Raw genomic sequence first — 25,284 nt, 5'->3', positions numbered from 1 at the left:
CCAGCCCGCGGCGCAGGCCACAGGCTCAGGTGCCAACGATCCGACAGTCGCCGCCGGCTCTGGGGTGGCCACCCCAGAGCCGGCATCCCTCGCGGGACAGGGGCAATCTGACATGATTCGCTAATACAAGGTGCCGAAGCGAAGCGGAGGCCTCGAAGGAGCCCTCCAGATGCCTCCGCGATACCTGGAGGGCTCCTTCGAGGCCAAGCGATCTTTGATCGCCCGGCACCTCAGGATGAGGGAAGAGATTGGGATAATCGCGACATGTCAACGTGATTTTATCGAAATCATTACGCTATATAATCTATTAATAAAGTAAATTACTAATATACTTTCAGATAATAACCATAACATTGTTTAGAGACTTAGCTTATATGCATCCAGAACCAAAAAACGTCCATCGAGATCGAGTCCTGATCATGCGAAGTTCCGGTCCGCGAGGTTGGCGGCCGGATCGAAAGAACCGTAGAGCACCCGGACATGCGGATTGAAGATCCACAATCGCGGCTCGGGACCAAGCCACTTCAAGCCGCCCTCTGAGGGTCGCGATGGCGCGCCGAACCAGCCGATATTGGTTCGGCTACATGGTCGTGCCGCGGGCGATCCGCGCGCGCATGCGCACCCTGCGGGCCGATACCGGGCGGAGCAACAGCACCCTGGACCAGGGCATCCTGTCCCGGTTCATCGCCGAGGGCCATTTCGCTCAGCACATCCGCCGCATGGAGCGGGTCTACAAGGACAAGTACGCCCGGAGCCTGGAGGCGATCCGACAGGGCTATGGCGGTCCGCTCCGCGTGCTCGGCGCGCATGGCGGGTTCCATTTCTTCCTGCGGCTGCCCGATGGGCTGGACGCCACGCGTGTCGAGGACACCTGCCGCCGCAACGGACTGATCCTGCAAACCGCCGCCCTGCAGGGCACGGAAAAGCGCGAGACCGGGATCGTGGTGGGGTATTCATCGCTGACATCCGAGACGATCGATCGGGCCGGCACGCTGCTCGGCCGGCTCCTGCGCGACGGTTGAGGCCATCGGCAGCCCCATATGGTGGACCGGTCCCGTCCCGATCCTCTAAGAGCCTGTTTGACCGCACGCTCGCAGTCGAATGATGGTTCTGCCGATGGAGATCCCAATCTCTCCCCTCATCCTGAGGTGCTGCGGAGCAGCCTCGAAGGAGCCCTCCAGGGATCGCGCGGCCGGCTGGAGGGCTCCTTCGAGGCCTCCGCTTCGCTCCGTCGCCTCAGGATGAGGGCGAGGATGGGAAAGCCCGGTCAAACAAGCTCTCAGTGTGAACCCGCCGCCCGGAGCGGCGACAGCCCGTGGAATCCGATGATCGATCTGACGCTCGAGGCCGCCCGCAGCATCGTGGACACCGCCCTGCGCGAAGCCCGGACCCGCGGGCTGAAGCCGATGGCCGTCGTGGTCTACGATGCCCGGGGTGCGCTCAAATCCGTCGCCGCCGAGGATGGCACGTCGCTCCGCCGGGCCGAGATCGCCAGCGGCAAGGCCAACGGCGCCCTGGCGCTCGGTCTCGGCTCCCGGGCGATCCATACCCGCGCCGAGGCGCAGCCCTATTTCGTGGCGGCGGTGAGCCATGTCGCCGGCCCGGCCGCACTCGTGCCGGTGGCGGGCGGCGTGCTGATCCGCTCCCAAGAGGGCCGGCTGCTCGGTGCGGTCGGCATTTCCGGTGACACTTCCGACAACGACGAGATCTGTGCGGTGGCGGGCATCGAAGCCGCCGGCTTGGCGGCCGAGACCGGCGCCTGAGCATGGCGATCCGCCGGCGCGCGTGGCTGGCGGGCGCCGCCGCCCTCGCGGTCGCGCGGCCCGCCCGGGCCGGCGAGCCTGCGCTTTACCGGCGCGGCAACGATGCCGACCCGGAGACGCTCGACCCGCACCGCTCCTCCTCGGTGGCGGAAGCGCATATCCTGCGCGACCTGTTCGACGGCCTCCTGACCTACGACAACCACGGCGCCATCATCCCGGGCGCGGCCCACGCCTGGACCTTCTCCGAGGACGGCCTGACCTTCCGCTTCGACCTGCGCCCCGATGGAAAATGGTCGAATGGCGAGCCGGTGACCGCGGACGATTTCGTCTACGCGTTCCGCCGGATGCTCGCCCCGGCCACGGGGGCGAAATACGCCGAGATCCTTTCGCCGATCCGCGGAGCGGCGGCGGTCAATCGCGGCGAGATCGCCGGCGATGCCCTCGGGGTGACCGCGGAGGGGCCGCTCAAGCTCACGATCACCCTCGAACAGCCGACGCCCTACTTCCTCGAACTGCTGACCCACCAGACCGCCCTGCCGGTGCACCGGGCCTCGGTGGAGCGCTACGGCGACTCCTTCACCCGACCGGGCAACTTCGTGACCAACGGCCCCTATCGGCTGATCGACCGGGTGCCGGGCGGCGCGATTACCCTGGAGGTCAATCCGCACCATCCCGAGGCCGCGGCGATCGCGATCCGCCGCGTCGCCTTCCTGCCGATGTCGGACATGTCGGCCGCCGTCCGCCGCTACGCGGCCGGGGAACTCAACTCCCTGTCCGAGCTGCCGGTCGACCAGATCGTCGACCTGCGTAGGCGCTTCGGCACGCAGGTGGTGCTCGGGCCCTCGCTCGGCCTCGAAGTCCTGGCGATCAACACCCGCAAGGCGCCGTTCTCGGACCGGCGGGTCCGCCAGGCCCTGTCCCTGCTGATCGATCGCGAATACCTCGCCGACGGGCTCTACGGCGGCACCATGAGCCCGGCCTATTCCCTGTGCCCGCCGGGCATCGACAATTACCGCACGCCCCCCGAGACGGCGGGGCGGCAGGGCCTGCCGATCGATCACGAGGCCGAGGCGCGCCGCCTGCTGGCCGAGGCGGGCTTCGGCCCGGGCCGGCCGCTCACCGTCGAGTACCGGTTCAACGTCAGCGACAACAACCGCAACACCGCCGTGGCGGTGGCCGAGATGTGGCGCGATCTCGGGATCGAGACCCGGTTCGTCTACACCGACGCCAAGACCCATTTCGCCTATCTGCGCGACGGCGGCGCCTTCGATGTCGCCCGCTATGCCTGGATCGCCGATTATTCCGACCCGCAGAACTTTTTGTTTTTGCTCCAGACCGGCAACGATGGCCTGAACGCTGGCCGCTGGTCGGATGTGGCCTATGATGCGCTGCTGGCTAAAGCGGCATCAGAGCGCGACCTCGGCCGCCGCGCCGACCTGCTCTACGAGGCCGAGGCCATCGCGCTGCGCGCGCTGCCCTGGATCCCGCTGATGCATTATCGCTCGAAGGCGCTGATCGCGCCGCAGCTGCACGGCTACATCCCGAATGTCCGCAACGCCGCGCCGACCCGCTTCCTGAGGCTCGACGCGTGATCCGCTTCATCCTTCGCCGTCTCGTCCAGTCGGTGCCGACTTTGTTCGCGGTGGTGGCCGTCAGCTTCTTCCTGATGCGGCTCGCGCCCGGCGGCCCGTTCGACCTGGAGCGCCCCCTGGCGCCGACCGCCATGGAGAACCTGCGCCGGGTCTACGGCCTGGACCAACCGCTGATCGTGCAGTTCGGCCGCTACCTGGCGGCCCTGGCGCGAGGCGATCTCGGGCCCTCCTTCTCGTTCCGCGACATGAGCGTCCTCGACCTGATCGCCCGCGGTCTGCCGGTCTCGGCGACGCTCGGCGCCCTGGCACTGGCGCTGGCCGCCTGCCTCGGGATCGGGCTCGGGACCGTGGCGGCGCTCCGGCGCGGCGGCGCTCTCGACCGGCTCCTCGGCCTCGGGGCGGCGCTGACCCTGTCGCTGCCGAGCTTCGTCGTGGCGCCGCTCCTGCAGATCGTCTTCGGGCTGAGCCTGCGCTGGCTGCCGCTGAGCGGTTGGGAGGGCGGCGCGCCGAGCCACCTGATCCTGCCGGTGGTCACCCTGGCGCTGCCGCAGATTGGCGCCCTGGCCCGGCTGACGCGGGCTTCGCTCGGCGAAGTCCTGCGCACACAGCCGGTGCGGACGATGCGCAGCCTCGGGCTGCCGCCCGCCCGCATCACCCGGCACGCCCTGCGCGGCGCGCTGCTGCCGGTGGTGGCCTATCTGGCGCCCCTGGCGGCGGCCCTGCTCACCGGATCGGTGGTGGTCGAGACGATCTTCGGCCTGCCCGGGATCGGCCGCTACTTCGTCGAAGGGGCGCTCAACCGCGACTACACGCTGGTGATGGGCACCGTCCTGCTGGTGGCAGCCCTGGTGATCGCCCTCAACCTGATCGCCGATCTCGCCTGCGCCTGGCTCGACCCGCGCCTGCGGAGCGCTGCGTGAGCGCCGCCCGCGCCACGGCCGGCCCGGCCGCCCGCACCCTGTCGCGTCTCGGCCGCGAGCGGGTGGCGATGGCCGCCCTGGCCGTGCTGATCCTGATCGCGCTGGCCTGCCTGTTCGGGCCGGCGCTGACCGGGCACGATCCGACCCGGGCCTATCCGGACCTGCGCCAGCTCCCGGCCGGCCTGACGGCGCAGCCCGATCCCGACCACCTGCGCCCGGCGCTGGAACGCCTCGCCTTCCGCATGCGCGCACGCCTCGACGACGTGACCCGCGACGGCGATGCGCTGCGCCTCACCCTCAGCTCCGAGGCTGGGGTGGATCGGCGCAGCCTGGTCTACCTGCCCCGCTCCGACCTGTTCGGCGAGCCACACGTGATCGCCGATACGGAGGGCGGGAAGCGCCTGGTCGTGGCTGTGCCGCTTCGGCGCCTGTCCTTCCCGCTCGGCACCGATGTGCACGGGCGCGACCTGCTCACCCGCTGCCTCGTCGCCGGACGGGTCTCGCTGCTGATCGGGCTCACCGCCACCCTGGTCGCCCTGCTCATCGGCGTCGGCTACGGCGCCACGGCGGGGTTCATCGGGGGCGCTGTCGATGCCGTGATGATGCGGCTCGTCGACGTGCTCTACGCCCTGCCCTTCGTGTTCTTCGTCATCCTGCTGCTGGTGTTCTTCCGGGCGAGCCTGACGCTGATGCTGGTGGTGATCGGCGCGGTGGAATGGCTCGACATGGCCCGCATCGTCCGGGCGCAGACCCTGTCCCTGCGCGAGCGCGATTTCGTCCGCGCCGCCCGCGCCCTCGGGCTTGGCACGCCCCGGATCATCCTGCGTCACGTCGTGCCGAACACCTTCGGGCCGGTGGCTGTGGCCGCGACCCTGCTGGTGCCGCAAGTAATCCTGCTGGAAAGTTTTTTGTCGTTCCTCGGGCTCGGCGTTCAGGAGCCGCAGACCAGCTGGGGCGTGCTGATCGCGGAGGGCGCCCGGGCGATCGAGTCGGCGCCGCACATGCTGGCCGGCCCGGCCGCCTTCCTGATCACGACCCTGGTGGCCCTGACCCTGCTCGGCGACGGTCTCGCCGATGCCGTCGACCCGCGAGCCGACTAGCCTCAGCTCAGTTGCCGGATCGGCGCGCCGGCGAGCCACGCCTCGATATCCTCCACCGCCTGGGTGAAGAACGTCCGGTAATTGTTGCGCGTGACGTAGCCGACATGCGGCAGCGCCAGAACATTCGGCAGGCGGCGGAACGGACTGTCGGCCGGCAGCGGCTCGGTCTCGAACACGTCGAGCCCCGCCCCCGCGATCCAGTTCTCCTCCAGGGCCCGGACCAGGGCGGCCTGATCGACGATCGGCGCCCGCGCAGTGTTCACCAGGATGGCGCTCGACCGCATCCGGCGCAGTTCCGCTTCGCCGAGAAGCCCGCGCGTCCGGTCGCCGAGGACGAGGTGGATGGTCACCACATCGCTCGCGTCCAGCAACGCTTCCTTGGACTCGGCGCGCTCGACGCCGGCGGCAGCCGCCCGGGCGTCGTCGAGATTCGGGCTCCAGGCGATCACCCGCATGCCGAAGGCCCGGCCGATCGCGGCGACCAGCGTTCCGATCTTGCCGAGCCCGAGCACGCCCAGGGTCGCCCCGGCGAGATCGGTCCCGACCGTGCTCTGCCACGGGCCGCCGTCGCGCAGGTTCCGGTTCTCGAGCGGGAGATGGCGGGTGAGACCGAGGATCAGGGCCCAGGTCAATTCGGTCGGCGGCGTCGGGCTCGACTCCGTGCCGCAGACCGTGATGCCCCGCGCCCGCGCCGCCGCCACGTCGATCGCCAGGTTGCGCATGCCACTGGTGACCAGCAGCTTCAGCCGGGGCAACCGCTCCAGCAGATCCGACGGGAAGGGCGTGCGCTCGCGCATGATCACCAGGATCTCGGCCCGCTCGATCCTGGAAACGAGGGCCTCCCGATCCGCGATGTGATCGGTGATGGTCGAGACGGCGACGCGATCGGCCAGGCGCGCCCAGTCGGCGAGGCCGAGCGCCGCGTCCTGGTAATCGTCGAGGATCAGGCAGGTTTGCACGGCGCAGGCTCTCGGCAGAAGGTGGCGAACGTTTCAAGAAATGTCACGGCCGCCGAGCGCGTGGGTGGCGCACCGACGATCTGTGCGATGCCGTCCGGCGTCTCGTCGAGCAGGGACAGGCGGAAGAAGATCTCAGGATTGAAATTCGTACTGATCGTCGCGAGCACCGTGCGCAAGACCTGCAGCATGTCATCGCCCCTATGGGAGGCGTGGACGAGCGCGATCGGCTTATCGATCACGTGGTGCGTCGAGACGAGCCAATCGAGCGCGTTTTTCAGGCCGCCGGGAATGGACCGGACATATTCGGGGCTCGATAGGATCACGCCGTCGCAGTCATGAACGCTCTGCATGAAATCCTGCACCGCGACAGGAGTCAGCGGGCCCTCAAGATCCGGCGAAAAGACCGGGAGGCTTCCAACGCGATCATAGACATCGATGTGAATGTGCGTCGGCGCGATCGCCTGCAACGCTTTCAAAAGCGCGGTGTTCGTCGATGCGCGGCGCGTGCTCCCGGAAAGTGCGAGAAGCCTCATATCCGGCTGACATGCCGACGCAGACGCGACTTGATCCCCACCATCGATCGTCAACCGGCCGCCGCCAGCGCCTCGAACGCCGCCGCGACCCCGGCCGCCCCGGGGTCCTCGACACCGGCGAGATCCGCCGCCGCGAGGTAGCTGGATCGGCCGGTAGCGGCGCGGTCCATCCCGGCCGTGGCGGCGGCTCCTGAGCGGGCGGCAGACGTAGCGGCATCCAGGCCGCCGGTTCGTAGCGCTTCGAGCGCCGGGATCAGAGCGTCCAGCAGCGTGCGGTCGCCCGGGCCAGCACCGCCGTAGTTCCGCACCCGGGCCACGCCCTGGGCCAGGGCGTCCGGCCAGGACGCGCCTTCAATGAGCGAGGATGCGGTGGCGGCGAAGAAGATCGAGGCCAGCACGCCGCTGGAGCCGCCGACCGCGCGGCCGATCCGCTCGGCGAGCGCGCGGCACAGGGCGGGCGGATCGGCCTGCGGCAGCCGGTCGAGATCGGCCGCGACCGCCCGGGCCGCGCCCGCGAAGGTCGTGCCGGTATCGCCGTCGCCGACTTTCGCGTCCAGGGCGTTCAGCGCCCCCTCGGCGGCGATGAGCGCCCGCGTCACGGCGGCGATCCGGGCGGCCACGATCGGATCCCGCGACGGCGAGAAGGCCTCGCCAGCGAGTCCCTCCGGGATCGGTCGCAGGACAGAAGGCGCGATCCGCACCGCGCCGGGCCAGGCCGGCATGGGCACCGGTGCCAGGAGTGCCGCTTCGAGTTCGTCGTCCAGGGGCAGGATCGAGAGCGAGGCGCCGTGCATGTCCAGCGCCGTCATCAGCGGTGCCGGGCCGAGAAGGAGGCGCACCCGCCGGCCGAGCTCCGTGGTCAGGACGGCCTGAGTCAGGACCTGCATCTCCAGGGCGGTCGCCGAACCGAGATTGTTGACCAGCAGCGCCAGCGGGCCCGCACCCGAGAGCCGTTCGGTCATCAGCCGCGCCAGATCGCCCGCCTGCGGCAGCGTGATCCGCTCGACGCCCGGCTCGCCATGGATGCCGAGGCCGAGCTCGGCCTGCCCCTCGGCCAGGCGTTCGCTGCGGGGCGAGCCGGGGATCGTGGCGGTGGAGACTGCGATCCCGAGCGACTGGGCCGACGCCGCGACCCGGCGTGCGAGGGCCGCGACCTCTTCCAGCGGCGCGCCGGCCTCCGCGGCATGACCCGCGATCTTATGCACGAACAGGGTGCCGGCCACGCCCCGGGGCTGCTTCGCCTCCGGCAGCGCGATGTCGTCGGCGACGATCACGGTCTCGACCGTCTTGCCGAGCGCCCGGGCGCGCTCGGCGGCGAGGCCGAAATTCAGGCGGTCGCCTGCGTAGTTCTTGATGATCAGCAGGCATCCCGCCGGCCCGGTCACGGCCAGGATCCCGGCCAGCACCGCATCGACGCTCGGCGAGGCGAAGACATCGCCGCACACCGCCGCGCTCAGCATGCCCGGCCCGACGAAGCCGGCATGGGCCGGCTCGTGGCCGGAGCCGCCGCCCGAGATCACCGCGACCTTGCCGGTATCGATCTCGGCCCGCAGCACGACCCGGATCCCAGGATCGCCGTCGAGCCGGGCGAGGCGGCCGCCGCTGGCGGCCAGCAGACCCGCGATGGCGTCGGTGACCAGGGTGGCGCGGGTCTCGATGAAATGGGCCATGGCGTGACCTTCTGCGATCGCGCTCCGCAGGTGTCTCCCTGCGCGCCGTCACAGCGGCTTGTCTGAGCAATCGCGGCCGCCGGCGCAACGGCCGGCGGCAGGTTTCTCCGGCGTCCCGGCCTATTCCTTCACGGCGCCGGTGAGCGCGGAGACGTAGTATTCGACGAAGAACGAGTAGAGGATCACCAGCGGCAGGGAGCCGAGCAGGGCGCCGGCCATGAGCGAGCCCCACTTGTAGACGTCGCCATCCACGAACTCGCTGACCACCGCGATCGGCACGGTCTTGTTCTGCGTCGAGGACAGGAAGGTCAGCGCATAGATGAACTCGTTCCAGCAGAGCGTCAGCGAGAAGATACCGGCCGAGATCAGGCCCGGGAAGGCGAGCGGCAGGATGATCTTGGTCAGGATCTGCCAGCGGCTGGCGCCGTCCATCAGCGCGCATTCCTCCAGCTCGTAGGGGATGGTCTTGAAGTAACCCATCAGGAGCCAGGTCGAGAACGGGATCAGGATGGTCGGATAGGCCAAGATCAGGGCGATCGGCGAATCGAACAGCCCGTAGGCCTGGATGATCGTGGCGAGCGGGATGAACAGGATCGAGGGCGGCACCAGGTAGGCGAGGAAGATCGCGGCGCCGACCCACCCCGCGCCGTTGAAGCGGACACGCACGCAGGCATAGGCGGCGAGCACGCTGGCAAACAGCGACAGCATCGTGGCGGCCACCGACACGTACATCGTGTTCCAGAGCCAGCGCGGATACTGCGTCTCGAACAGGAGCTTGTTGATGTGCTTGAACGTGGGCTCCACAACCAAGAACGGGTTGAAGTGCTCCATGTCGATCAGCTGCTCGTCCGGTTTGATCGCCGTCAACGCCATCCAGTAGAACGGGAACAGCAGCACCGCGAGGATGATCAGGAGCGGCAGGTAGGTGGTCACGAGCCGCCGAGGCAGACGCTCCAGATAGGCCATCCCCTCGCTGTCGTCGGTGAGCCCGGCGGGGCGGGCTGCCATGATCGGTGCGAGGCGCGGGTCGGCATGGGCGGGGGGAGCGGGCGCGCTCATCGGTCGGTTCCCCCGGATTGCCAGGCCCGGCGCTGGAGGCCGAACCACGAGATGCCGATCGCGGCGAGCAGGAACGGCACCATCGCGGTGGCGATCGCTGCGCCCTCGCCGAGCGTCCCGGATAGGATGCCGCGCTGGTACGACAGGGTCGCCATCAGGTGCGTGGCGTTGACCGGGCCGCCCCGGGTCATCGCCCAGATCAGCTGGAAGTCGGTGAAGGTGAACAGCACCGAGAAGGTCATCACCACGGCGATGATCGGCGTCAGCAGCGGCAGGGTGATGCGGGAAAAGATCTGCCAGTTCGAGGCACCGTCGAGGGTCGCGGCCTCGTAGAGCGAGGGCGAGACCGTCTGGAGGCCAGCCAGCAGCGTGATCGCAATGAACGGCACGCCGCGCCAGATATTGGCGAAGATCACGCAGGCCCGCGCCATGCTGGGCTCGCCGAGGAAATCGATGTTGCCGTCGATGATGCCCAGATGGCGCAGCGACCACGAGATGATCGAGAACTGGCTGTCGAAGATCCACCAGAACGCGATCGCCGACAGGACCGTGGGCACCACGAACGGGATCAGCACGATCGACCGGACGATCGACTTGAACGGCATGTTCTTGTTGAGCAACAGGGCCAGGTAGAGGCCGACCGCGAACTTCACCACAGACGCCACGGCCGTGTACAGGCAGGTGTTGAACACCGAGAGCCAGAATACGTCGTCGTCCCAGAGCCAGGCGTAGTTCTCCAGGCCGATGAACGTGCCCTCGCGGCCGATCCGGGTGTTGGTGAAGGACAGCCAGATGCCCTTCAGCAGCGGATAGGCCAGGAACAGGCCGAGGATCAGCGCGGTCGGCAGCATGAACCAGAAGCCCGCCCAGCCGCGGCTGGCACGCAGGCGGTGCCAGGCCGAGCGGGTCGGGACCGCGAGCGGGGCAGGCTGTGTCAGGGCCGTGTGCGCCATGGGTTCGCCTCGGGAACAGGGCCGGGATGCGTCGCCGCGTCAGGTGTTGCGGAAGATGCGCTGGGCGGCGCGCTCGGCATTGCGGATCGCGGTCTTCACGTCCTCCCGGCCGGTGCAGTGGCTCGCGAACATGTCGACCACCACGAAGTCGGCGAGCACCGCGGCGATGCGCTCGCTCACCGGCGCCTGGCCGCCGGCCGCGAGCGACCGCCGTCCCGCCTCGGCGAACACCGCGTTCTTCGGGTCGCTCGTCCAGATCGGGTTCTTGGGGTAGTTCGACAGCGGCTCACACAGGTAGCCCTGCGCCCCCTCGATCCAGGGATTGTAGTTCGACGCCTCCATCATGAACGCGATGAACGCCTTACAGGCGTTGGGCGCCTTCGAGTACTTGAACGCCAGGATCGGGAAGGCGAGCTGGAACTCGGTGGGCTTGCCGGCGGGGCCGATCGGCCAGACCGCGTGGTCCATGTCCTCGGCGAGCTTCGGGTTATCCTTCTTGGCGGCGGCGTAGATCGAGATGCCGTTGTGGGTGAGGTACAGGTCGCCCGCCAGGAACGCCTTGTTGTTGGAGGAATCGTTCCAGGACACGGTGCCCGGCACGAAGGTCTCGTACATCGACTTGACGTATTCGAGCGCCTTGGCGGTCTCCGGCGAGTTGATCACGATCTTCTCGTTGGCGTCGACCAAGTTGCCGCCATGGGACCACAGCGCCCAGTGACACCAGGTATTGGCGTCGCCGGTGGCGTGCCCGAGAGCGAAGCCGGCTGGGGTGTTGTTCTTCTTGAGCGCCCGGCACAGTTCCAGGAAGCCGGCGGTATCCTCGGGGAACTTGCTGAACCCGGCCTTCTGCATGGCCGAGATGCGGTAGTTCGGGTATCCGCCGTTGAAGCCCACCGGGATCGCGATCCACTTGCCCTTAACCTTGCCGTAGGCCTCCGCCGACGGGAACCACGGGCCGTATTTCTTGGCCAGGGACTCGGCGACGTCCTCGAGCGGCAGGCACTTGTCCGGGAACAGGGCCGGGAACGAGAACAGGCCCCAGACCATGTCGGGCCCTTGCCCGGTATTGGCGGCGACGGAGGCCTTCGGCTGGATGTCGTCGAAGGATTCGTTGGTGACCGAGACCTTGACGCCGGTCGCCTTGGTGAAGGCGTCGACCATCCGCAGGAACGCCTCGTCCTCGCTGGGGATGAAGCGCTTCCAGCGTAGCACCGACAGGCTGGCGCCGGGCTCGGGCTTCCACTCGGCGGTCTGCGCCCAGGCCCGGGCGAAGCCGAGGAGATCGGCGCCGGCGGCGAGGCCGGTCGCGGCGGCACCCGCCAGGAGGGAACGGCGGTCGAGTTTGGACATCGTGGCGTCACTCCCTGGAGGGATCGGGGGCGGTCAGGTCGGCAGGCGCCGGCCCGTCTCGGCATCGAAGAAGTGCACGCGGTTCGGCCGCAGGTGGACGGTCTCGCCCGGCCCCTCGCTCACGCGCTCGCGCAGCACGCAGGTGAAATCCTGGCCCTGGGCCCGCACCGCCAGCATGGTCTCGGAGCCGGTCGGCTCGACGACCACGACCTCGGCGGCGATCCCGTCCGACGCCAAATCGAAATGCTCCGGCCGCATCCCGAGGACGAGCTTGCGGCCCTCGACGCCCGCCGGTGCCTGGGTCAGGGGAATGATCAGGCCCGTATCGGCGGCGAAGACCAAGTGGCCGTTTCGCCGGACCGTGCCGTGCACGAAATTCATCGCCGGCGATCCGATGAAGCCCGCCACGAACAGGTTGTCGGGCCGGTCGTAGAGTTCCAGCGGCGGGCCGATCTGCTCGACCACGCCGTCATGCATCACCACGATCCGGTCGGCCATGGTCATGGCCTCGATCTGATCGTGGGTGACGTAGATGGTCGTGGTCTTCAGGCGCTGGTGGAGTTCCTTGATCTCGGTCCGCATCGCCACGCGCAGCTTGGCGTCGAGGTTGGACAGCGGCTCGTCGAACAAAAACACCTGCGGATCGCGCACGATCGCCCGCCCCATGGCGACGCGCTGGCGCTGCCCGCCGGAGAGCTGGCGCGGATAGCGGTCGAGGAGATGGGTCAACCCGAGGATCTGCGCGGCCTTGCTGACCCGCGTGTCGATCTCGGCAGCACCCGCCTTCCGGATCCGCATGGAGAACGCCATGTTCTCCCGCACCGTGAGATGCGGATAGAGAGCGTAGTTCTGGAACACCATCGCGATGTCCCGCTCCTTGGGCGGAACATCATTGACGACACGCTCGCCGATACGGATCTCGCCGCCGGAGATATTCTCCAAACCGGCAATCATCCGCAGCAAGGTCGACTTTCCGCAGCCCGAAGGCCCGACCAGGATCACGAACTCCCCATCCCGGATGTCCACGGACACACCGTGCAGGACGTTCGTCGACCCGAAAGCCTTGCGAACCTCGCGGATTCCCACCGAGGCCATGCGTCCTCCCGATCAGGGTCACTCTAACGGCGACTCCTCTGGAAGCAGTACACGGGAGCGCCTTCCGGAAAGCAAGCCGACCGCATCTGAATTTTAAATCATAGCCCGCTTCTGTCAGGGTCTTCCCTATGGATTTTTTGTGCAACCGATGGGATTACGCGTCGAGCCGTCCCGAAGATCGATCCGTCCGGACCACCGCTTTGGATCGGTGACGAGGCTGCCGGCATGAAACACTCTGCCGGCGCTCGAATCGGAGCCGGATGTTAAGGCGGGTCGTGTCGGCCCCGCTGGCGGCGCGATGTCCAGGACGGATCGCGCGCGGACCAGCGAGGCGAAAGACCAAAAAATCCCGAGGGATGAGGACAGCATGGCATTATCCGGTCTGAGCGCCCGCGAGATCCTGCCCGACGATGCCGGTCGCGGTGCCCTGGTCGGCCGGGTGTGGCGCCCGGATGTGAACGGCCCGAGTGTCGTGGCGATCCGCGCGGGTTCGGACGGCGACCTGCGGGTCGTGGACATCACCGCCCGGTTCGCCACCGTCAGCGACCTGTGCGAGGCGCCGGATCCCGCCGCCGCGCTGCGGGCCGCCGAGGGAACGGATCTCGGCAGCCTCGACGCGATCGTGGCCAACACCCCGCCGGACAGCCGCGATCCCGGGCGTCCGTGGCTCCTCGCCCCGGTGGATCTCCAGGCGCTGAAGGCCGCCGGCGTCACCTTCGCGACCTCCATGCTGGAGCGGGTCATCGAGGAGCGGGCCCGGGGCGACCTCGCCGCCGCCTCGGCGATCCGCGCCGAGGTCGAGCGCCTGGTCGGCCGCGACCTGCGCCAGCTGAAACCCGGATCGCCCGAGGCGATGGCGTTGAAGGACGTGCTGGTCGCCCAGGGCGCCTGGAGCCAGTATCTCGAAGTCGGGATCGGGCCGGACGCCGAGATCTTCACCAAGGCGCAGCCGCTCTCCGCGGTCGGCTGCGGCGCCGATGCCGGGCTGCATCCGGAATCGCATTGGAACAACCCCGAGCCGGAAGTCGCGCTGGCCGTCTCATCCCAACAAAAGATCGTCGGGGCGACGCTCGCCAACGACGTGAACCTGCGCGACTTCGAAGGGCGCTCCGCGCTGCTGCTCGGTAAGGCGAAGGACAACAACGCCTCCTGCGCTCTGGGGCCGTTCCTTCGCCTGTTCGACGAAACGTTTGGCCTCGACGACATCCGGCGCACCACCGTGACCCTCGAAGTCATCGGCACCGACGGGTTCCGGATGGAGGGCACCTCGCCGCTGGCCGAGATCAGCCGCGATCCGGAAGAGCTCGTCGCCGCCCTGATGGGGCGCACGCACGATTACCCGGACGGGGCGATCCTGCTGCTCGGAACGATGTTCGCGCCGATCCAGGACCGGCACGGGCCGGGCCTCGGCTTCACCCACGCGGAGAACGACCGCGTGGTGGTGGCGAGCCCGGAACTCGGCCGGCTCGTCAACCGCATGCGCCCCTGCGATGCCTGCGAGCCCTGGACGTTCGGCGCCCGCGCGCTGATGCGCAACCTCGCGGCGCGCGGGATTCTGTGACAGAGGCTCGCGCTGAAGCTCCCCGGAACAAGCCGATGACAGAAGCCGGATCCATCCTCGCGCGTCTCTCCGACATCGTCGGGCCGTCCGGCCTCGTCACCGGCGAGGAGTTGCGCGGCCGCTCGGCGAACTGGACTCGGCCGACCGAGCCCTGCGCCGCGCTCGCCCTGGTCCGGCCGCGCAATACTGCCGAGACGAGCGCCGTGATGGCCGCCTGCCACGAAGCCGGTGTCGCGGTGGTCCCGCGCGGCGGCGCCACCGGCCTTGTCGACGGCACCCTCTGCGCGCCGGACGAAATCACCCTGTCCACCGAGCGGATGACCGGCATCGAGCCGGTCGATCCGCTGGGCATGACCGTGGTGGTCGGCACCGGCGCCACCCTCGAGAGCGTGCAGAACGCGGCGACCGAGAGCGGCCTATTCTTTCCCCTCGATCTCGGCGCCCGGGGCTCGGCCACGATCGGCGGCGCGATCTCCACCAATGCCGGCGGGTTGCGGGTGCTGCGCTACGGCATGATGCGCGAGATGGTGCTGGGTCTGGAGGCGGTTTTGGCCGACGGCACGGTGGTCTCGTCCATGCGGCCGCTGATCAAGAACAACACCGGGCTCGACCTTAAGCAGATCTTCGTCGGCACCGAGGGGACGCTCGGCATCGTCACCCGCGCCGTCCTACGGCTGCGGCCTGAGCCGGCCGGGTACGCCACCGCGCTGATCGCCTGCCCGGGGGTCGATGACAGCGCCCGGGTGCTGCGCGCCGCCCAGAGTGCCTTCCAGGGGCGCGTGTCCTCCTTCGAGGGCCTGTGGCCGGATTTTTATAAGCTGATGACCGCGCCCGGCCGGGCGACGCCGCCGCTGGGCTACGACTACCCGTTCTACGCCATCATCGAGGTCGAGTGCGTGCCGGAGGAATCCGACCGCTTCCTCGGCCTGCTGGAAGGCCTGATGGGCGAAGGCACGATCCTCGACGCGGCCGTGGCCTCCTCGGAAGAGCAGCGCCGGGGGATGTGGCGCATCCGTGACCGCGTCGAGCACCTGAACGCCAACGGGATCGAGCGCGCCTTCGACATCAGCGTGCCGCTCTCGAAGATGAACGGCTACGTCCAAGGTGCCCTCGAACGCCTAGCGGCGGTCCCGGGCTGCCGCGCGGTGGTCTACGGGCATATCGGCGACAACAACCTGCACTGGAACACGACGCGCCTCGACGCGGCCGGCAACGCGGCCATCGACGCCGCGATCTACGCGCCGCTCGCCGAGCTGAACGGCTCGGTCTCGGCCGAGCACGGCATCGGCCTGGAGAAGCGCAGCAAGCTGCCCCTGTCGCGCTCGCCGGAGGAGATCGGCGCCATGCGTCTGATCAAGCGCGCGCTCGATCCGGACAACCGGCTGAACCCGGGCAAGATTTTCTGAAGGCGGGTGCGGTGGCACGAGCCCCGTCGGAGACGGCGGTCAAACCGCTGCGGCTGACCGTCCGGCTGACCCCGCGCGGCGGACGCGACGCCGTGGAAGGCTGGATCCGCGACGCGGACGGCGCCCCCTGTCTCAAGGTGCGCGTCGCCGCCCCGCCGGTCGACGGCGCCGCCAACACGGCGCTCGAACGGCTGATCGCCGGCTCTCTCAGGATCGCGGCCGGCGCCGTCCAGATCGTTGCCGGCCATCAGGGCCGGATGAAGCGCCTGGAGATCACCGGCGTGGACGATGAGGCCCTCGCCAAAGTCTTTGGCGTGCCGGGATAGGCACTTGCTGGCGACGTTAATGCACGTCGTTGCCCACGGCATGTGGGTCGAGCCAATTCTCGATTTCCAGCCCTGGAACGCGGCGGAATTCACTCAGGTTCGCGCTGACAAGACATAGATTCAAGGCGAGGCATTGGGCAGCGATCAGGAGGTCGTTCGGCCCGATCGGCGTCCCCCGCTTTGTGAGGAGCGCGCGGATCTCACCGTAATAACGATCGGCCGGCGCCGCCAAAGGGGCGATCGGAATCGTTCCGAGCACTGTTTCGGCGCGGTCTGCTAGAGACTGAGCCCCTTTTCGCGCCACGCCATACCGGATCTCGGCGGCCGCCACGATGCTCGTGCACACATTGGCTGTGCGCCCTTCGAGCATGGCGGCGACTGGGCCGTCCCGCCCGCGATTGATGAGATCCGACAGAATGTTGGTATCGAGTAGATAGCGCACGATGCCGCTCACAGAACGACGTCTTCCGCCTCGAGATCCGGGATTTCGTCCAACCTGTCTTCCGGCAGAAGTGGTTCCAGCGACGCGATGAGAGCCTCGAGGCGAAGCCGTGGTCGAAGGATCAGGCTCCCATCGGGTTGTCGAGAGACCGACACTTCGTCGCCAGGCAATTCGAACTCCTTCGGAATTCGGACGGCTTGGCTGCGGTTATTCCTGAAGACCTTGGCGATCCGCTCCATGCTCACCTCCCGGCATATGGCTTAACATATGCCCACGTCGGCGACCGCACAAGCAAGGGTGGACCCTCCTCAGAACGCGACCTTGTCCCCGCCCTTCAGCGCCAGCATCTCCCGCGCCTCATCGGGCGATGCGATAGCGAGGCCCAGCCCCTCGATGATGGAGCGGACGCGGCGGACCTGCGTGGCGTTGGTCTCGGCGAGCTTGCCCGGCCCGTCCCACAGGCTGTCCTCCAGGCCGACGCGGACGTTGCCGCCCATCGCGGCGGCCATGGCGGCGATGTTCATCTGGTTGCGGCCGGCCCCCAGCACCGACCAGTGGTACTGATCGCCGAACAGCCGGTCGGCCGTACGCTTCATGTGCATCACGTCGTCCGGATGCGCGCCGATGCCGCCCTGCAGGCCGAACACCGTCTGGATGAACAGCGGCGCCTTCACCAGCCCGCGGTCGAAGAAGTATTTGAGATTGTAGAGGTGGGCGGTGTCGTAGCACTCGAACTCGAACTTGGTGCCGTTCGGCGCGCAGGTGGTGAGGATATGCTCGATCTGGCCGAACGAGTTGCGGAAGATGATGTCCTTGTTGCCGAGATAGTCGCGCTCCCATTGGTGCTTCAGGTCCTTGAAGCGGTCGAGCATGCCGAACAGGCCGAAATTCATCGAGCCGAGATTGAGCGAGGCGACCTCCGGCTGGAAGGTCGCGGCGGGACGCACGCGCTCCTCGATCGACATGGTCGGCGCGCCGCCGGTGGTGAGGTTCACCACGCAGCCCGAGCGTTGCTTGATCACCGGGAGGAACTTGGCGAACGCCTCGGGCGTCTGGTCGGGCTGCCCGGTCTCGGGGTCGCGGGCGTGCAGGTGGACGATCGCCGCGCCGGCTTCGGCAGCGCCGATGGCGGCGTCGGCGATCTCTTCCGGCGTCACCGGCAGATGCGGCGACATGCTCGGCGTGTGGATCGCGCCGGTGACGGCGCAGGTGATGATGACTTTCCGCTGGGGGGCCATGCTCAGTCCTTCTGTGAAAGCTTGTGGGCCCGCAGGGACGCAAGCCGGGCATCCCGGCGGCGCATGCGGGCGGGGAGATCCGCGGGCGCCCGCCACTGCGCCAGGATCGCCTCGGTGGCCGGCGCCTCGTAGACAGCGGGCGGGGCCGGATCGGCCGCGAGGCTCTTGTAGAAGCCGGTGTAGCGCGCGCAGTAATCGGCGATGCCGCCGGGGGCGTTCAGCTCGATCGTCTCGAACGGACCCATGAAGCTCCAGCGCAGGCCGAGCCCATCCGCGACGGTCCTGTCGAGATCCTGCGGCGTGACGTAGCCCTCGGAGGCGAGGCGGAAGGCCTCCGCCAGGAGCGCCCCTTGGAGTCGATTGAGGATGAAGCCCTCGATCTCTTTCAGCACCGTGATCGGCACCTGGCCGATGGCTTCGTAGATCAGCCGGGCGCGGTCCAGGACCGCCGCGTCCGTCCACGGCGCACCCGAGATTTCCACTAGCGGGATCAGATGCGGCGGGTTGACCGGATGGCCGATCAGGCAGCGCCCGCGTCCGGGCAGGCCTTCCGTGAACAGCGAGCAGCGGATCGCCGAGGAGGACGAGGCGATGATCGCCTCCGGCGGCGCCAGCGCATCGAGCTCGGCGAACAGGGCCTGCTTCACGTCGAGCCGTTCCGGCCCGTTTTCCTGGACGAAGCCGACGCCGTCGAGGCAGGCGGCGAGGCTTTTGGGCGCACGAATACGGCCGGACGCCGCGTCCGGATCGCGGCAGAGCCCGTGCTCGGCGAGCACCCGCAGGCCCTCGGCACAGAGCGGGATCGCAGCCTCGGCGACGCCGTCAGCGGCGTCGAACAGGCGCACATCCCAGCCGGCGCGGGCGAAGATCATCGCCCAGGCCCGGCCGATCAGGCCGGAGCCGATGATCGCGACGCTGTCCGTCATAGCCACAAAACCTTTCGCCGCAGCTCCTGGTCCTCGCGCAACAGGCGCGACTCGCCGGTCCATTGGACGCTGCCGCGCTCCAGCGCGACGGTGCGGTCCGAAAGGGCCAGCGCGAGGTCGAGGTGGTGGTCGACCAGGATGATCGCGATCTCCCGGCGCAGACGGTCGAACGCCTCGAACAGTTCCTCGGTCACGGCCGGCGACAGGCCCTCGAACGGCTCGTCGAGGAGCAGGAGGCGGGTATCGCCGGACAGCGCCCGGGCCACCGCGACCATCTGCTGCTCGCCCCCCGACAAACGCGAGGCGTCGACGCTCCAGCGCTGCTTCAGCCGCGGGAAGAACTCCAGGACCTTGTCCTCGTCCCAGTGGATGCCGGCGCCGGTGAGCCGGCGCAGCCGGCCGAGGCCGAGATTCTCGGCGACGCTCATCCCGGAGAACAGCGCCCGGCCCTGCGGCACGTAGCCGATGCCGAGCCGGGCGATCCGGTCGGGCGTCAGCCCGGCGATGTCCTGGCCGGCCAGCACGATCCGGCCTGCGGCTGGCGGCGCGGTGCCGATCAGCGTCTTCAGCAGGGTCGACTTGCCGGCGCCATTGCGGCCGAGCAGCGCCACCACCTCGCCCTTATGCACGGTGAGATCGACGCCGTTGAGGATGTGCGACTTGCCGTAGAAGGTATCGACGCCGGCCATGGAGAGCAGCGTCTCGGGCGCCGCCGCACTCGCCCGGGGCTTGGCGGCAATCGCCTCCGTGCCCGAGCCGAGATAGACCGCCTGGACGCGTTCGTCGTCCCGGGCATCGGCCACGGATCCGTCGACCAGCACGGCCCCGTCGGCCATGACGGTGACCCGGTCGGCGAGCCGGAACACCCGATCGATGTCGTGCTCCACCAGCAGCACCGGGATGTCGGCCGAGAGCGCCTTGATCAAGTCGCCGACGCGCTCGCGCTCGGCGGCGGCGAGGCCGGCCAGGGGCTCGTCGAGCAGCAGCACCCGGGGCCGCGTCGCCAGCGCCAGTCCCATGTCGAGGAGCCGCTGGCCGCCGTAGGAGAGGCTGCCAGCCTCGGCCTTCTCGATCCCGGCGAGCCCTGTCCAGCGCAGCAGCTCGGCCGTGTCGTCGGCGATTTCCCGGACGCCGAGGGCGTCGCGCCAGGGGCTCATATGGGCCGGATGGCGCGCCTGGACCGCGAGCCGGATGTTCTCCTCCACGGACAGGCCCGGGAACAGGTTGGTGATCTGGAACGACCGGCCGAGCCCGGCCCGGGTGATCGCGTGCGGCTCGAGCCCGGCGATCTCGCGCCCGTCGAGGAGGATCCGGCCGGCATTCGGCCGGAACATCCCGGAGAGCAGGTTGAACGCCGTGGTCTTGCCGGCGCCGTTCGGGCCGATCAGCGCGTGCAGGGTCCTGTCGGCCACCGCGAAGGACACGCCGCGCACCGCCGCCACCGGGCCGAAGCTCTTCTTGATGTCCTCGGCGATCAGCACCGGCCCGTCGGTCCGCCCCTCGGCGATGAACCGGGCGGGCACCCGGCCGGAGGCGCCGGCCCGGCGGGCCGACATGGCGGCGCCCTCGCTCGGCACGCGCCGGAACGGCCGCATCAGCCGCGCCGCGATGCCCACGAGCCCGTCCGGCGAGAACACGATGAAGGCGACGAACAGCAGCCCGAAATACAGCAGCCAGTCGGCGGTGTAGATCGACAGGAACTCCCGGAACAGGATGTAGAACAGGGCGCCGAGCGCCGGCCCGAGGAACGAGCGCATCCCGCCGATCACCACCATCGCGAGCAATTCGCCCGAGAACGCGATGGAGATCGGGTCGGCCGAGGTGAAGCGGTGGCTGTAGGCCGAGAGCGCCCCGGCGAGCCCGGTGATCGAGGCCGAGATCACGAAGGCGGCGAGCTTGTAGCGGTTGGTGGCGTAGCCGAGGAAGCCAGCGCGCTGCTCGTTCTCGCGGATCGCGACCAGCAACGTCCCCATCGGCGAGCGGCGGAACCGCCAGAGCCCCACCAGAACCACGAAGGCGATGCTGGAGACCGCCGCGTAATAGGCGCCGGGCTGCTGTAGCACCTCCCAGCGGTGCAGGTTGCCGATGCCGTTCTCGCCGCCGGTGAGGTCGGTCCAGCGGAACGCGATGGCGTAGAGCATCGCGGTGAAAGCGAGCGTCAGCAGCGAGAAGTAGACGCCCCGCCGCCGCAGGATCAGCGCGCCGCCGGCGAGCGCCGCAAGGCCGGTGATCGCCAGCGCGCCGAACAGCGGCAGGGCCATGTCGCCGGGGGCCAGGCGGGTCTGCAGGATCGCCACCGCGTAGGCGCCGATCCCGAACCACGCCCCATGGCCGAAGGAGACGAGGCCGGTCCAGCCGACCAGGATGTTGAGGCCGAGAACGGCCAGCGCGAAGATCACCACATCGGTGGCGGTGATCAGGGTCAGGCCGATCGCGTCGAGGGCGAAGGGCAGGACGATCAGGGCGGCGAGCGCCGCCCAGAGCTGGCGGCTCTCGCGCAGGATCAGGCCGCGCTGGGGGATGGCGAGCGGCAGCGGTTCGGCGGTTCCGGACATGGGGCTGCTCCCGCTCACTCGAATCGGGCGATCTGCTCGCCGAACAGGCCGCGCGGGCGCAGCAGCAGGACGAGCACCATGAGGCCGTAGACGGCGGCCTCCGTGGCCGGCGGGTAGGCGTAGGCGGTGAGCCCCCGGACGACGCCGACGATCAGCGCCGCGAGGACGACGCCCCAGAAGGAGCCGAGACCGCCGATCACCACCACCACGAAGGCGAAGGTCAGGATCTCGGCGCCCATGGCGGGGTGAACCCCGGTGACCGGCGCCATCATGGTGCCGGCGAGCGCCGCGAGCCCGACCGCGATCGTCACCACCGCGGTCATGTAGGGCCGCAGGGAGATGCCGAGCGCGGCGACCATGTCGGGATCCTGGACCCCGGCCCGGACCACGCGGCCGAAGCTGGTGCGGGTCAGGAGCAGCCACAGGCCGCCGACGCAGGCTAGCGCCACCACCAGGATGGACAGCCGGTAGCGCGAGTAGATCAGGTCGCCGATGAAGACCTGGCCGCGCAGCCAGCTCGGGATCCCGTAAGGCAGAGGCGCCGCCCCGAAGGCCATGCGCAGGGCCTGCTCGGCGACCATGGCGAGGCCGAAGGTCAGGAGCAGGCCGAGGGTGGGATCGCCCCGGTAGAACCGCCGGAGCAGGAACCGTTCGATCACAAGGCCCAGCACCCCCACCAGCAACGGCGAGGCGACCAGCGCGCCGCCGAAGCCGATCGTCGGGGTCAGCACCACCGTCAGGTAGGCGCCGATGGCGTAGAACGCGCCGTGGGCGAGATTCACGATCCCGCCGAGGCTGAAGATCAGCGAAAGACCAAGCGCGATCAGCAGGTACTGAACGCCGATCAGCAGGCCGTTGAGCACCTGTTCCAGGATGAAGACGAGCTGCATGGCCGCCTCACGCCGGGAAGGTGCAGGCGTTCTCGTCGCGGGTGGTCGCGAGGACCTCGAGGTTCTCGCCGGCACCGGGCAGAGGCCCGGTGGCCGTGAAGATGTCGTAGGGATTCTTGACCTGATCCGCCGGCAGGGCGGTGATCGCGTACATCTCCTGCATCAGCTCGTGATCCCAGGGGCGGAAATAGCCCTCCCGGGTCTTGGCGATGTCGAAGGTCGCGCCCTTCTCCAGGTGCTCGACGACCTTGGTGGAATCCGTCGTCTTCAGCTCGTTCATGGATTGGGCAACGATCTTCATCGCCGTGTAGTCGCCCCACCCCTGGTTCTCCGGCGGCTTCTTGTACTTCGCCCGGAACGCCGCAACGAATTTCTGGGCCGAGGGCGAGTCGATCCGGTGGTGCCAGATCACCGGCCAGGTGCCGAGGAAGTTGCCGGGGCCGGCGCCCCAGGCGAGCGCCGTGTCGAACCCGAAGCCGGCGACCGGGAACGGCAGGCCGAACTCGCTGTACTGCTTGAGGAAGTTGGTGATCTGGGCGCCCGCGAGGTTGCAGATCACGAGATCCGGCCGGCCCTGGCGCAGCTTGAGCAGGAAGGGCGAGAAGTCGGTGAGCTCGGTGGGGATCAGGTCCTCGCCCGCGATGGTGGCCTCGTTGGCGGGGAAAAACTTTTTTGCCTGCTTCAGCAGGTCGTGACCGAAGGCGTAGTCGGCGGTCAGCGCGTAGACCTTCTTGCCCTTGATCAGCCCCTTCTCGACCAGAGCGCGACCGGCGGCGCGCACCATCATGGTGTTCTGCGCTTCGACGTGGAACAGGTAGCGCTTGCAATCGGCGCCCCGCAGCGCGTCCGAGTTCGCGCCGGTGTTGATGAACAGCACCTTCTCGCGCTGCGCCACCTGGCTGATCGCAAGCGCCGAGGCCGAGTTGATCTCGCCGACCAGGCAGGCGACGCGGTCGCGCTGGACCATGCGCTCGGCCTTGGCCGAGGCGGTCTGCGGATTGACGCTGTCCTCCGACAAAAGTTCGACCTTGCGGCCGGCGATGCCGCCGCCGGCATTGATCTCCTCGACCGCGAGCTGGGCGGCCTGGACGGCGAACTCGCCGAGCGGCCCGAGGAAGCCGGTGCGCGGGGTCAGGTGGCCGATCCGGATCACGTCGGACTGCCCCTGGGACAGGGCCGGGCTGGCGAGCGCCGGTGCGATGAGCGCCGCGCCGCCGACCTGCAACAGGCCGCGGCGAGAGAGAGAATCCCCGAACCGGTCCGTCATCGTTCCGCTCCCGTGCCTTTCCTCCAGTTGGGCTTTTTGGCGGGCTCTGGCGGCCCTCACCCGAACTGTGATCACAGATCACTAGCGCGATAGTGCCACATGCGTCTAGTGTCGGCACATGAGTTCTAGATTGGCTCTGGCCGAATTGCCCCAGTTGGAGCGGCGCACCCTCGCCGACACCGCCTATGAGGCCCTGGCGGATCTGCTCGCCTCCGGGCGGCTGACGCCCGGCGACAGGCTGTCCCTGCGCCAGAGCGCGGCCGCGCTCGGCGTCTCGGTGATGCCGGTGCGCGAGGCGGTGAGCCGCCTCGTGGCCGACGGCGTGCTCGAAGTCGCGCCGACTCGGGCGATTCGGGTGCCGGTCATGACCGCGCGGGATTTCCGGGCTTTGGCAGAGACCCGCATGGCGATCGAAGGCATCGCCGCCGCCCGGACCGCCGAGCATCGGAGCGAGGCGGACCTCGCCGCGATCCGCCGGGCCGAGGCGGCGTTCCGGGCCGAGGCCGAATCGGCGGAGCCCGATTGCACCCGGGCGGTCCGGCTCAACCGCGACCTGCATTTCGCGATCTACGCTGCCTGCGGGCTGGCGCCGCTCCAAGAGGTCCTCGCCCGGCTGTGGCTGAAGGCGGGGCCGGTGATCAACCTCGACCTGCGCGCCCATCCCGAGCGGCTGCTCCAGGGCTTTGCGCTGCGGCGGCATGCCGAAGCGCTCGTCGCGATCGAGGCTCAGGACGGGCCCGCAGCGGCTGCCGCTCTGGCTGCGGACATCCGCGAAGCGGCGGATTTCATCCTGTCCCGCGGGGGTCTGCGGGACGCGTAGTTTTGGTGCGCATCGTCTGCGTCAGAAAGGCGGCAAGCGCCTTCGGGACGATGCTTGAAACGGGAGGAGCGATATGGATCTCGGAATCGCCAGCTTACGCGTGCTCGTAACGGCGGGCGCCGCTGGAATCGGACGCGGCATCGTCGATGCGTTCCTTGAGGAAGGCGCGCGGGTCTTCGCTTGCGACATCGACGAGGCGGCGCTTGCGGCGCTGCCCGCCGAGGTCGGGCGCAGCCGGACCGACGTCGCCGACCGGGAGCAGGTCGCCGCCATGATGGATCAGGTCGTCGATCACCTCGGCGGCCTCGACGTGCTCGTCAACAATGCCGGCATCGCCGGGCCGACCGGGCGGGTCGAGGAGATCGCCCCGGAGGAATGGGACCGCTGCCTGACGGTCTGCCTGACCAGCCAGTTCAACTGCGCCCGGCTCGCGGTGCCGCACCTGCGCGCGAGCAGCAACGGCTCGATCGTCAACCTGTCCTCGGCGGCCGGCAAGTTCGGCTTCGGCCTGCGCAGCCCCTACGCGGCGGCGAAATGGGGCGTGATCGGCTTCACGAAGTCCCTGGCGATCGAGCTGGGCGAGGCCGGCATCCGGGTGAACGCGATCCTGCCCGGTCTGGTCGCCGGCGACCGGCAGCGCCGGGTCCTGGAGGCCAAGGCGCAGCAGCAGGGCACGAGCTTTGCCGAGATGGAGGCCCGCGCCTTCTCGTTCGTGTCGGTGAAGGACTACGTCACCGCCCGCCAGTTGGCCGATCAGATCCTCTTGCTCTGCTCGCCCCGGGGCCGGACCATCTCGGGGCAAGCGATCTCCATCGACGGCGACACCCGGATGCTCTCCTGAAACACCGCGCCCTGGCTT

24 protein-coding genes are annotated in these 25,284 nt (G+C 68.9%); 10 read left to right on the top strand and 14 right to left on the bottom strand.

Annotation, left to right across the window (positions count from 1 at the left end; genetic code table 11):
* The first annotated feature begins 548 nt into the window (after nucleotides 1–548).
* From MKK67_RS05335 to MKK67_RS05315, 5 genes are all read left to right on the top strand, one after another.
* A complete protein-coding gene (locus MKK67_RS05335) occupies nucleotides 549–1,022 on the top strand; it encodes a hypothetical protein (RefSeq protein ID WP_243962635.1) in 474 nt (157 codons plus the stop codon).
* 303 nt (nucleotides 1,023–1,325) lie between these two features.
* Nucleotides 1,326–1,763 (top strand): GlcG/HbpS family heme-binding protein, encoded by a 438-nt coding sequence (locus tag MKK67_RS05330; RefSeq protein WP_243962634.1) that lies wholly within the window; start codon nucleotides 1,326–1,328, stop codon nucleotides 1,761–1,763.
* Nucleotides 1,764–1,765: 2 nt separating this feature from the next.
* Entirely contained in the window at nucleotides 1,766–3,355 is a 1,590-nt protein-coding gene (locus MKK67_RS05325) for a peptide ABC transporter substrate-binding protein (RefSeq protein WP_243962633.1), read from the top strand.
* Entirely contained in the window at nucleotides 3,352–4,275 is a 924-nt protein-coding gene (locus MKK67_RS05320) for an ABC transporter permease (RefSeq protein ID WP_243962632.1), read from the top strand. The genes MKK67_RS05325 and MKK67_RS05320 overlap by 4 nt, the downstream gene beginning before the upstream one ends.
* Nucleotides 4,272–5,375: an ABC transporter permease gene (locus MKK67_RS05315; protein ID WP_313899001.1), complete on the top strand. Its 1,104-nt coding sequence runs from the start codon at nucleotides 4,272–4,274 to the stop codon at nucleotides 5,373–5,375. The genes MKK67_RS05320 and MKK67_RS05315 overlap by 4 nt, the downstream gene beginning before the upstream one ends.
* A 2-nt stretch (nucleotides 5,376–5,377) precedes the next feature.
* Here MKK67_RS05315 and MKK67_RS05310 read toward each other — a convergent pair whose 3' ends face one another.
* The 7 genes from MKK67_RS05310 to MKK67_RS05280 all read right to left on the bottom strand — a co-directional run bounded on the left by MKK67_RS05310 (nucleotide 5,378) and on the right by MKK67_RS05280 (nucleotide 12,994).
* Nucleotides 5,378–6,334, bottom strand: coding sequence for a D-2-hydroxyacid dehydrogenase family protein (locus MKK67_RS05310; protein ID WP_243962631.1), 957 nt, complete (start codon nucleotides 6,332–6,334; stop codon nucleotides 5,378–5,380).
* Complete coding sequence (locus MKK67_RS05305) at nucleotides 6,319–6,867, bottom strand: NADPH-dependent FMN reductase (RefSeq protein WP_243962630.1); 549 nt, start codon at nucleotides 6,865–6,867, stop codon at nucleotides 6,319–6,321. Before MKK67_RS05305 ends, MKK67_RS05310 begins: the two co-directional genes overlap by 16 nt.
* Before the next feature lie 50 nt (nucleotides 6,868–6,917).
* The gene (locus tag MKK67_RS05300) at nucleotides 6,918–8,537 is read right to left on the bottom strand and encodes a dihydroxyacetone kinase subunit DhaK (protein WP_243962629.1); all 1,620 of its coding nucleotides are present in this window, start codon (nucleotides 8,535–8,537) and stop codon (nucleotides 6,918–6,920) included.
* Between the two features lie 120 nt (nucleotides 8,538–8,657).
* Complete coding sequence (locus MKK67_RS05295; RefSeq protein ID WP_409568367.1) at nucleotides 8,658–9,596, bottom strand: carbohydrate ABC transporter permease; 939 nt, start codon at nucleotides 9,594–9,596, stop codon at nucleotides 8,658–8,660.
* Nucleotides 9,593–10,549 (bottom strand): carbohydrate ABC transporter permease, encoded by a 957-nt coding sequence (locus tag MKK67_RS05290; RefSeq protein WP_243962628.1) that lies wholly within the window; start codon nucleotides 10,547–10,549, stop codon nucleotides 9,593–9,595. The genes MKK67_RS05295 and MKK67_RS05290 overlap by 4 nt, the downstream gene beginning before the upstream one ends.
* A 39-nt stretch (nucleotides 10,550–10,588) precedes the next feature.
* Complete coding sequence (locus MKK67_RS05285) at nucleotides 10,589–11,899, bottom strand: ABC transporter substrate-binding protein (protein ID WP_243962627.1); 1,311 nt, start codon at nucleotides 11,897–11,899, stop codon at nucleotides 10,589–10,591.
* Nucleotides 11,900–11,932: 33 nt separating this feature from the next.
* Nucleotides 11,933–12,994 carry an ABC transporter ATP-binding protein gene (locus MKK67_RS05280; RefSeq protein ID WP_243962626.1) on the bottom strand — a complete coding sequence of 354 codons (1,062 nt, stop codon included), beginning with the start codon at nucleotides 12,992–12,994 and terminating at the stop codon, nucleotides 11,933–11,935.
* Between the two features lie 367 nt (nucleotides 12,995–13,361).
* On the opposite strand from MKK67_RS05280, the gene MKK67_RS05275 reads away from it, so the two are divergent.
* The 3 genes from MKK67_RS05275 to MKK67_RS05265 are packed head-to-tail and all read left to right on the top strand — an operon-like array spanning nucleotide 13,362 to nucleotide 16,287.
* Complete coding sequence (locus tag MKK67_RS05275; protein ID WP_243962625.1) at nucleotides 13,362–14,555, top strand: fumarylacetoacetate hydrolase family protein; 1,194 nt, start codon at nucleotides 13,362–13,364, stop codon at nucleotides 14,553–14,555.
* A 35-nt stretch (nucleotides 14,556–14,590) separates the two neighbouring features.
* The gene (locus tag MKK67_RS05270) at nucleotides 14,591–15,961 is read left to right on the top strand and encodes an FAD-binding oxidoreductase (protein ID WP_243962624.1); all 1,371 of its coding nucleotides are present in this window, start codon (nucleotides 14,591–14,593) and stop codon (nucleotides 15,959–15,961) included.
* Between the two features lie 11 nt (nucleotides 15,962–15,972).
* Nucleotides 15,973–16,287, top strand: coding sequence for a DUF167 domain-containing protein (locus MKK67_RS05265; protein WP_243962623.1), 315 nt, complete (start codon nucleotides 15,973–15,975; stop codon nucleotides 16,285–16,287).
* Nucleotides 16,288–16,303: 16 nt separating this feature from the next.
* Here the strand turns inward: MKK67_RS05265 and MKK67_RS05260 are convergent, their stop codons facing one another.
* The 7 genes from MKK67_RS05260 to MKK67_RS05230 all read right to left on the bottom strand — a co-directional run bounded on the left by MKK67_RS05260 (nucleotide 16,304) and on the right by MKK67_RS05230 (nucleotide 23,605).
* Nucleotides 16,304–16,741, bottom strand: a complete 438-nt coding sequence (locus tag MKK67_RS05260; RefSeq protein WP_313899000.1) for a type II toxin-antitoxin system VapC family toxin — start codon at nucleotides 16,739–16,741, stop codon at nucleotides 16,304–16,306.
* Nucleotides 16,738–16,968: an antitoxin gene (locus MKK67_RS05255; RefSeq protein WP_243962622.1), complete on the bottom strand. Its 231-nt coding sequence runs from the start codon at nucleotides 16,966–16,968 to the stop codon at nucleotides 16,738–16,740. The genes MKK67_RS05260 and MKK67_RS05255 overlap by 4 nt, the downstream gene beginning before the upstream one ends.
* A gap of 69 nt (nucleotides 16,969–17,037) precedes the next feature.
* Nucleotides 17,038–17,967, bottom strand: coding sequence for a 3-keto-5-aminohexanoate cleavage protein (locus MKK67_RS05250; RefSeq protein WP_243962621.1), 930 nt, complete (start codon nucleotides 17,965–17,967; stop codon nucleotides 17,038–17,040).
* A 2-nt stretch (nucleotides 17,968–17,969) separates the two neighbouring features.
* Nucleotides 17,970–18,893 carry a 3-hydroxyacyl-CoA dehydrogenase gene (locus MKK67_RS05245; RefSeq protein WP_243962620.1) on the bottom strand — a complete coding sequence of 308 codons (924 nt, stop codon included), beginning with the start codon at nucleotides 18,891–18,893 and terminating at the stop codon, nucleotides 17,970–17,972.
* On the bottom strand, nucleotides 18,890–21,448 hold the full coding sequence (locus MKK67_RS05240) for a branched-chain amino acid ABC transporter ATP-binding protein/permease (RefSeq protein WP_243962619.1): 2,559 nt from the start codon (nucleotides 21,446–21,448) through the stop codon (nucleotides 18,890–18,892). Before MKK67_RS05240 ends, MKK67_RS05245 begins: the two co-directional genes overlap by 4 nt.
* A gap of 14 nt (nucleotides 21,449–21,462) precedes the next feature.
* Nucleotides 21,463–22,338 carry a branched-chain amino acid ABC transporter permease gene (locus MKK67_RS05235; protein WP_243962618.1) on the bottom strand — a complete coding sequence of 292 codons (876 nt, stop codon included), beginning with the start codon at nucleotides 22,336–22,338 and terminating at the stop codon, nucleotides 21,463–21,465.
* A gap of 7 nt (nucleotides 22,339–22,345) precedes the next feature.
* Nucleotides 22,346–23,605, bottom strand: a complete 1,260-nt coding sequence (locus MKK67_RS05230; RefSeq protein ID WP_243962617.1) for an ABC transporter substrate-binding protein — start codon at nucleotides 23,603–23,605, stop codon at nucleotides 22,346–22,348.
* 118 nt (nucleotides 23,606–23,723) lie between these two features.
* Between MKK67_RS05230 and MKK67_RS05225 the strand changes: the two genes are divergently transcribed.
* Entirely contained in the window at nucleotides 23,724–24,425 is a 702-nt protein-coding gene (locus MKK67_RS05225) for a GntR family transcriptional regulator (protein WP_243962616.1), read from the top strand.
* Nucleotides 24,426–24,498: 73 nt separating this feature from the next.
* Entirely contained in the window at nucleotides 24,499–25,266 is a 768-nt protein-coding gene (locus tag MKK67_RS05220) for an SDR family oxidoreductase (RefSeq protein ID WP_243962615.1), read from the top strand.
* Nucleotides 25,267–25,284: the final 18 nt, after the last annotated feature.

The organism is Methylobacterium sp. J-072, assembly GCF_022829425.1.
Classification (GTDB): domain Bacteria; phylum Pseudomonadota; class Alphaproteobacteria; order Rhizobiales; family Beijerinckiaceae; genus Methylobacterium.
This window is presented reverse-complemented; position numbering and strand designations above follow the sequence as displayed.

Coding starts and splice junctions, on each gene's coding strand:
- MKK67_RS05275 (WP_243962625.1), top strand. CDS start 13,362: ATGGCATTATCCGGTCTGAGCGCCCGCGAGATCCTGCCCGACGATGCC.
- MKK67_RS05330 (WP_243962634.1), top strand. CDS start 1,326: ATGATCGATCTGACGCTCGAGGCCGCCCGCAGCATCGTGGACACCGCC.
- MKK67_RS05295 (WP_409568367.1), bottom strand. CDS start 9,596: ATGAGCGCGCCCGCTCCCCCCGCCCATGCCGACCCGCGCCTCGCACCG.
- MKK67_RS05335 (WP_243962635.1), top strand. CDS start 549: ATGGCGCGCCGAACCAGCCGATATTGGTTCGGCTACATGGTCGTGCCG.
- MKK67_RS05240 (WP_243962619.1), bottom strand. CDS start 21,448: ATGTCCGGAACCGCCGAACCGCTGCCGCTCGCCATCCCCCAGCGCGGC.
- MKK67_RS05255 (WP_243962622.1), bottom strand. CDS start 16,968: ATGGAGCGGATCGCCAAGGTCTTCAGGAATAACCGCAGCCAAGCCGTC.
- MKK67_RS05225 (WP_243962616.1), top strand. CDS start 23,724: ATGAGTTCTAGATTGGCTCTGGCCGAATTGCCCCAGTTGGAGCGGCGC.
- MKK67_RS05280 (WP_243962626.1), bottom strand. CDS start 12,994: ATGGCCTCGGTGGGAATCCGCGAGGTTCGCAAGGCTTTCGGGTCGACG.
- MKK67_RS05250 (WP_243962621.1), bottom strand. CDS start 17,967: ATGGCCCCCCAGCGGAAAGTCATCATCACCTGCGCCGTCACCGGCGCG.
- MKK67_RS05245 (WP_243962620.1), bottom strand. CDS start 18,893: ATGACGGACAGCGTCGCGATCATCGGCTCCGGCCTGATCGGCCGGGCC.
- MKK67_RS05270 (WP_243962624.1), top strand. CDS start 14,591: ATGACAGAAGCCGGATCCATCCTCGCGCGTCTCTCCGACATCGTCGGG.
- MKK67_RS05325 (WP_243962633.1), top strand. CDS start 1,766: ATGGCGATCCGCCGGCGCGCGTGGCTGGCGGGCGCCGCCGCCCTCGCG.
- MKK67_RS05300 (WP_243962629.1), bottom strand. CDS start 8,537: ATGGCCCATTTCATCGAGACCCGCGCCACCCTGGTCACCGACGCCATC.
- MKK67_RS05290 (WP_243962628.1), bottom strand. CDS start 10,549: ATGGCGCACACGGCCCTGACACAGCCTGCCCCGCTCGCGGTCCCGACC.
- MKK67_RS05235 (WP_243962618.1), bottom strand. CDS start 22,338: ATGCAGCTCGTCTTCATCCTGGAACAGGTGCTCAACGGCCTGCTGATC.
- MKK67_RS05230 (WP_243962617.1), bottom strand. CDS start 23,605: ATGACGGACCGGTTCGGGGATTCTCTCTCTCGCCGCGGCCTGTTGCAG.
- MKK67_RS05305 (WP_243962630.1), bottom strand. CDS start 6,867: ATGAGGCTTCTCGCACTTTCCGGGAGCACGCGCCGCGCATCGACGAAC.
- MKK67_RS05220 (WP_243962615.1), top strand. CDS start 24,499: ATGGATCTCGGAATCGCCAGCTTACGCGTGCTCGTAACGGCGGGCGCC.
- MKK67_RS05285 (WP_243962627.1), bottom strand. CDS start 11,899: ATGTCCAAACTCGACCGCCGTTCCCTCCTGGCGGGTGCCGCCGCGACC.